General features: G+C 73.8%; 5 protein-coding genes. 3 read left to right on the top strand and 2 right to left on the bottom strand.

Features of this window, described 5'->3' with window-relative positions; genetic code table 11:
- Nucleotides 1-162: 162 nt before the first annotated feature.
- Entirely contained in the window at nt 163-1068 is a 906-nt protein-coding gene (locus ACIGDI_RS43385) for a LysR family transcriptional regulator (protein WP_200705076.1), read from the bottom strand.
- A 118-nt stretch (nt 1069-1186) separates the two neighbouring features.
- On the opposite strand from ACIGDI_RS43385, the gene ACIGDI_RS43380 reads away from it, so the two are divergent.
- Nucleotides 1187-1381, top strand: coding sequence for a hypothetical protein (locus ACIGDI_RS43380; protein WP_399908573.1), 195 nt, complete (start codon nt 1187-1189; stop codon nt 1379-1381).
- Between the two features lie 25 nt (nt 1382-1406).
- Here ACIGDI_RS43380 and ACIGDI_RS43375 read toward each other — a convergent pair whose 3' ends face one another.
- On the bottom strand, nt 1407-2288 hold the full coding sequence (locus ACIGDI_RS43375) for an LLM class F420-dependent oxidoreductase (protein ID WP_399908570.1): 882 nt from the start codon (nt 2286-2288) through the stop codon (nt 1407-1409).
- 212 nt (nt 2289-2500) lie between these two features.
- Between ACIGDI_RS43375 and ACIGDI_RS43370 the strand changes: the two genes are divergently transcribed.
- Both ACIGDI_RS43370 and ACIGDI_RS43365 read left to right on the top strand, forming a co-directional pair.
- The gene (locus ACIGDI_RS43370; RefSeq protein ID WP_399908567.1) at nt 2501-3475 is read left to right on the top strand and encodes an alpha/beta hydrolase; all 975 of its coding nucleotides are present in this window, start codon (nt 2501-2503) and stop codon (nt 3473-3475) included.
- Between the two features lie 217 nt (nt 3476-3692).
- On the top strand, nt 3693-4709 hold the full coding sequence (locus ACIGDI_RS43365) for a helix-turn-helix domain-containing protein (protein WP_399908565.1): 1017 nt from the start codon (nt 3693-3695) through the stop codon (nt 4707-4709).
- Nucleotides 4710-4813: the final 104 nt, after the last annotated feature.

The raw sequence follows: 4813 nt of genomic DNA, 5'->3' as shown, positions 1-4813 counted from the left end.
CGCCGGCCCCGGGGGCGCGGGCGCCCGCGCCCCCCCCGCCGCCCCCCCCCCGGCGGGGGGCGGGGCCGGGCGGCCCAACCCCCCGGCTGCCCCCCCCCCGCGGCCCGGCCCTTCGTCGTACGACCGGTCCCGCGCATCCGGCACTCCGGCCGCCGGCCTCCGTCACGCCACCGCCGTCGGCGCCAGTCGGTGGAGTTCCTCGAGCGCGGCCGCGACCGCCGGCCGTTCACGGGCGCCTCGACGGGTGCACGTGAGGAGACTGCGGTGGGGGTTGCCCGTGCAGCGCACCCGGGTGATCGGCAGGTGAGGCGTGAGGTGGGCCAGTCGTGGGATGAGGGCCACGCCGAGCCGGTTGGCGACGAGGTGGGCGATGACGTTCCAGTCCAGGGCGTGGTGGACGACATGGGGGCTGAAGCCGGCCCTGCCGCACGCCGACATCACGTGCAGTCGGCACGGGCTCTCCGGCACCGGCGCGATCCACGTCTCGTGCGCGGCATCACCGAGATCGACGCGCTCACGCCCGGCCAGTGGATGCCCTTCCGGTACGACGAGGTCGAACGGGTCGTCCAGGAGCGGCTGTTGGTCGAAACGGGCGTCGCTCAGCGGCGGGTTGAGCGGTGTGGCCTCGACGACCGCCAGGTCGGTCTCCCCCTCGAAGAGCAGGTCGAAGCTCTCCGGCAGGGCCGCCTCCCGGACCCGGACGGTCAGCCTCGGATGCCGTTCCTGCAACCGGGCCGCCATCGGCGCGAGCAGCACCGACACCGCGACCGGAAACCCGCTGACGCGCAGGGGTCCGGCAGGGTCTCCGTGATCGGCGCGCAGGTCCAGCTCGGCCTGTTCCCAGCGGGCCTGGATGGCGTCGGCGTGCGCGAGCAGGGTCAGGGCGGCCGGGGTGAGCCGCACCCCGCGCCCCTGCGGTTCGAGCAGGTCGACGCCCAGCTCGCGGGCGAGTTGACGGATCTGCTGGGAGGCGGCGGAGGGGGTGAAGTGCAGCGCACGGGCGGCCGCGGTGACCGTGCCGTAGTGGGCGACCGCCCGCAGGACGTGGAGCCGACGCAGGTCAATCATGAAGGCCAGGCTTCAAGGTCGGCTCCGACAAGTCAACCTGGACGTGTACGAATTGTGTGCCGCACCCTGGCTGTGTCGCGACGGTCAACCGCCCCCGACGTACGAGGAGTCTGCCGCCATGACCAGCACCACCGGCGCCACCGCCTGCCCGCACTGCGGCTGGCCCGACGGCGCCGAGCCCTTCCAGGTGATGTCCCGGCACCTCACGGCCGCCGGCAGCACGCTGTGGACCCGTTGCGCCTGCGGCTCGCTGCAGGTCCGGATGGTCGACGGCTGCGGCACGCGCGTCGTCTCCCGCAGCCGTCCGACCTGACCTCCGGGGCCGCGTCCGTCCCGGCTCAGTCCAGTTCGGCGAGGCGTGCGGTGGCCGGGGCGACGAACCGCTCCATCCAGGCCGCGGTCTCACCGAGGCGGGGCGCCAGGATCACCGTGTCGATGCCGAGCTTGGTGTAGCCGCCGACGTCCCGCAGGAACGCGTCGAGGTCGCCGTCCGTGGCGGCCTCGCCCGAGTAGGCCACGGTCTTGCGGATGCGGTCGTAGTCGCGCCCCAGGGCGTCGCAGTGCCCGCGCAGCACGTCGAGCTTGTGCCGGACCTCCTCGGGTGAGGTGGCGAACAGATTGCACGCGTCGCCGTACTGGGCGACCAGGCGCAGGGTCTTCTTCTCGCCGCCGCCACCGATCATGATCTCGGGGTGCGGGCTGCTGACCGGCGGCGGGACGCACAGGGTCTCGGCCAGCCGGTAGTGCCGGCCCTCGAAGGGTCCGACGGCTTCCGGGTCCCACATCTGCAGGCAGATCCGCAGGGTCTCCTCCAGCCGCTCGAAGCGCTCGGCCAGCGGCGGGAACGGCACGCCGAGGCCCTCGTGCTCCCGGTCGTACCAGGCGGCGCCGATGCCGAGGGTGGCCCGGCCGCCGGACAGCACGTCGAGCGTGGTGGCGATCTTGGCGAGCAGGCCGGGATGACGGTACGTGACTCCGGTGACGAGCGCGCCGAGTCGGACCGTGGAGGTGTGGCCGGCGAGGTAGGCGAGGGTCGTGTAGGCCTCCAGCATCGGGTCCTCGGCACCGCCGTTGAACTCCATCTGGAAGTAGTGGTCCATGACCGACAGCCAGCTGACCCCGGCCGCCTCCGCCGCGGCGCCCGCGGCGGCGAGCTCGGAGCCGAGCGCGGCCCCGCCGCCGCTGTGGTCGAACCGGTTGATGTGTACGCCCACCCGCATGTCGGTCTCCGTTCGCCGGACCTGCATCCATCGCGGCCGACGCTAGTTCTTGGAGCGCTCTCGAAGTCAAGCAGGCCTTGTCCGTGGCACGGGCCGTGGCCGGGCACCCGCCGTTCGGCGGGCAGGTTCCGCCGGACGGCGGCGGACGGGACGGTGGGCGGTGCGTGAATCATGGCACTCGGAGCCGCCGCGCCGTGCGTGAGGAGAAAGTCATGACCCTGGTCCCGCCCCCGTTCGACCCCGAGCTGGCCGCCGCGCTGGAACTCATCAAGGAGGTGGTGGGCCCGTCGATCACCCCCGAGGAGATCGAGACGGCGCGCCAGGGCCCGGGCATCGAGATGCTGGCCGATCTCGACCTGACCCTCGGCGGCTTCTTCGAGGTCGAGGACCGCGAAGTGCCCGGCCCCGAGGACGCGCCCGACATCTCGCTGCTGATCTGCCGCCCCTCGGGTGCGGCGGACGCGGGTCCCCGGCCCGTGATCTACCACGTCCACGGCGGCGGCATGATTCTGGGCAACAACCGCGTCGGCGTGGACGTGCCGCTGGCCTGGGCGAAGGAACTGGACGCGGTCGTGGTGTCGGTGGAGTACCGGCTGGCGCCGGAACATCCGTACCCGGCGCAGATCGAGGACGTGTACGCCGGTCTGGTGTGGACGGCGAAGCACGCCGGTGAGCTCGGCGCCGACCCGGACCGGATCGTCGTCGCGGGCGCCAGCGCCGGCGGCGGGCTGAGCGCGGCGCTGGCGCTGCTCACCCGGGACCGCCACGGGCCGCGGTTGATCGGTCAGGCCCTGATGTGCCCGATGCTCGACGACCGCAACGACACCCCGTCCACGCACCAGATGGCGGGTCTCGGCGTCTGGGACCGCACGGCCAACGAGACCGGCTGGACGGCATTGCTCGGCTCGTCGCGAGGCGGCCCGGACGTCTCCCCGTACGCGGCACCGGCCCGCGCCGAGGACCTGACCGGTCTGCCGCCGGCCTTCCTCGACGTCGGTTCCGCCGAGACCTTCCGGGACGAGGTCGTCGCCTACGCCTCCCGGATCTGGCAGGCCGGCGGCATCGCGGAACTGCACGTCTGGCCCGGCGGCTTCCACGGCTTCGACGGCTTCGCCCCCCAGGCCGCACTCTCCCAGTCGGCCCGCGCCGCCCACCTGGACTGGCTGCGGAGGCTGCTCAGGGACTGAGGGGGCGGGGTGGGGCGGGTTCGCAGGGGCGGCACGCCGACGGCACCCTCCTGCCGGCCACCGGAACCGCCGGCCGCAGGACCGGGGCGGTCCGTCCCCTCGTCGCCTAGGGGACGGACCGCCCTGCCCTGATGCGGCGCGAAGCGTCGGGCAGCCATCTGCGTCGGAAGGGCCGCGGGGCTCCCCCGGTGGTCGTGGTGTGACGCACCATGTGCGTATGAAAGAGCTGGCGGGGCGGCTGACCGCGCTGGACCCGGATGCCGGGGCCGCGGTGCAGGTCATCTCCTACTTCGATCGGCTGGCTGAGACCAGGGCCGGGCTGGAGGCCCTGGTGCGCGGCGCGGCGGTGCTGGCCGGTTGCGCGGCGCGGCTCGTCGAGGCCGAGCGGCGCGTACGGGTACGGGTGGAGCCGGACGGCTCACGCAACGACACCGATACCGAGATCCCGCCGGACCCGGACTGGCCCTGCGCGCCGCTGGAGCCCGGCGGTGCCCCCGTGCTGTGGCTGGAGCGGACGGCGTCCCGGCCGAGCGTGGTCGACGCGGTGATCCTGGAGCGGGCCGCCGGTGCGATACGACTGGTCCTGGACCGAACCCGGGGCCGCGCCCCGGCCTCCCCCGCCGAGGATCCGGCACTGATCGAGACGCTGCTGGACGCCACGGCGCCCGAGCCGACCCGGCTGCACGCGGCACGCCGACTGGGCGTCGATCCGACGGATCCCGCCGTACGGGTCCGCGCGCTCGCCGCGTCCGACGGCCGGCCCCGCATCGTGGCGGCGGGCACCGCCGAGGCCGAGCTGCCCGCGGGACGCCTCGGCGTGGGCCCGGCCGTCCCGGTGCTGGAGCTGGCGCGTTCCTGGGCCGCCGCCCGCACCGCACTGCGGTTCACCGCCGAGGGCACCGCGCAGGACCCCGGCCCCCGTTTGGTGTACGCCGATGAACTCGGAGGCATTGCGCTGCTCGCCGAGCTGGTGGCGCCGGGTGCGGAGCCGCCGCCCGACGTCCGCGCCGTGGAGGCGGCCGCCGCGGCGGTGCCCGGACTGCTCGCCACCCTGCACGCCGTGGCGACGACGGCGAGCCAGCGTGCGGCGGCCGCCGAGATCAACGTGCACCACTCCACGCTCCAGGACCGCCTGACCCAGGCCGAGCACCTCCTCGGCTGGCCGCTGCGCACACCGCAGGGCCGACTCAGACTGCAACTGGCCCTGACCATGCGGCATTTGGCGCGACCCTGACCCAAGTCACCTAGGTCGTGTCTTCAATTGATCTTGAGTAGTGGATCATGGTCGGGTGATACGTCGCCATGAACTGTCCGATGAGGAGTGGGAGTTCCTCCGTC

It is taken from the genome of Streptomyces sp. NPDC085900, from assembly GCF_044540925.1.
GTDB lineage: Bacteria > Actinomycetota > Actinomycetes > Streptomycetales > Streptomycetaceae > Streptomyces > Streptomyces gilvifuscus.
Note: the sequence above shows the minus strand (reverse complement) of the source record. Positions and strands in the feature narration are given on the sequence as shown.